The following is a 1,033-nucleotide window of genomic DNA, read 5'->3' as shown; positions in this document are numbered from 1 at the left end:
TCTGGTGGCGATAGCGAAGAGGTCACACCCGTTCCCATACCGAACACGGAAGTTAAGCTCTTTAGCGCCAATGGTAGTTGGGACTTTGTCCCTGTGAGAGTAGGACGTTGCCAGGCTTTTATATCGGAGGATTAGCTCAGCTGGGAGAGCACCTGCCTTACAAGCAGGGGGTCGGCGGTTCGATCCCGTCATCCTCCACCATTTGCCGGTGTAGCTCAACTGGTAGAGCAACTGACTTGTAATCAGTAGGTTGGGGGTTCAAGTCCTCTTGCCGGCACCAGTTTTTCGAGCCATTAGCTCAGTTGGTAGAGCATCTGACTTTTAATCAGAGGGTCGAAGGTTCGAGTCCTTCATGGCTCACCATTTATATTCACACGCGGGTGTGGCGGAATTGGCAGACGCGCTAGACTTAGGATCTAGTGTCTTACGACGTGGGGGTTCAAGTCCCTTCACCCGCATCTTTTATTAATTTCATATATGTGCGGAAGTAGTTCAGTGGTAGAACACCACCTTGCCAAGGTGGGGGTCGCGAGTTCGAACCTCGTCTTCCGCTCCACATATATAAGTCCTGCCGGGGTGGTGGAATTGGCAGACACACAGGACTTAAAATCCTGCGGTAGGTGACTACCGTGCCGGTTCAAGTCCGGCCCTCGGCACCATTTTAATAAGCGCCCGTAGCTCAATTGGATAGAGCGTTTGACTACGGATCAAAAGGTTAGGGGTTCGACTCCTCTCGGGCGCGCCATAAACGGGAAGTAGCTCAGCTTGGTAGAGCACTTGGTTTGGGACCAAGGGGTCGCAGGTTCGAATCCTGTCTTCCCGACCATTTATGGGGCCTTAGCTCAGCTGGGAGAGCGCCTGCCTTGCACGCAGGAGGTCAGCGGTTCGATCCCGCTAGGCTCCACCAATCGGAATTTTGAACTTTGAAAACTGAACAAAGCGACAAACGTCAACGTTAATTTTTATTTTTAAATTGAGCAAGTCAAACATTTCTTCGGAGAGTTTGATCCTGGCTCAGGATGAACGCTGGCGG

9 tRNA genes and 1 rRNA gene are annotated in these 1,033 nt (G+C 51.7%); all 10 read left to right on the top strand.

Going from position 1 to position 1,033, the window contains the following annotated elements:
• A 5S ribosomal RNA gene (gene rrf / locus ACOZIR_RS28370) occupies nt 1-116 on the top strand.
• A gap of 9 nt (nt 117-125) precedes the next feature.
• Nucleotides 126-201: transfer RNA gene (locus ACOZIR_RS28365), tRNA-Val, on the top strand.
• 3 nt (nt 202-204) lie between these two features.
• A tRNA-Thr gene (locus tag ACOZIR_RS28360) sits at nt 205-280 on the top strand.
• A gap of 7 nt (nt 281-287) precedes the next feature.
• Nucleotides 288-363: transfer RNA gene (locus ACOZIR_RS28355), tRNA-Lys, on the top strand.
• A gap of 13 nt (nt 364-376) precedes the next feature.
• Nucleotides 377-458 (top strand) — tRNA-Leu (locus tag ACOZIR_RS28350).
• Between the two features lie 23 nt (nt 459-481).
• Nucleotides 482-556: transfer RNA gene (locus ACOZIR_RS28345), tRNA-Gly, on the top strand.
• Nucleotides 557-570: 14 nt separating this feature from the next.
• Nucleotides 571-659: transfer RNA gene (locus ACOZIR_RS28340), tRNA-Leu, on the top strand.
• Nucleotides 660-668: 9 nt separating this feature from the next.
• Nucleotides 669-745: transfer RNA gene (locus tag ACOZIR_RS28335), tRNA-Arg, on the top strand.
• 4 nt (nt 746-749) lie between these two features.
• Nucleotides 750-826, top strand: a tRNA-Pro gene (locus tag ACOZIR_RS28330).
• A 5-nt stretch (nt 827-831) separates the two neighbouring features.
• Nucleotides 832-907, top strand: a tRNA-Ala gene (locus ACOZIR_RS28325).
• The last annotated feature ends 126 nt before the right edge of the window (nt 908-1,033 follow it).

Source organism: Priestia sp. D3YE.R1 (assembly GCF_049199565.1).
Taxonomy (GTDB): domain Bacteria; phylum Bacillota; class Bacilli; order Bacillales; family Bacillaceae_H; genus Priestia; species Priestia aryabhattai.
Note: the sequence above shows the minus strand (reverse complement) of the source record. Positions and strands in the feature narration are given on the sequence as shown.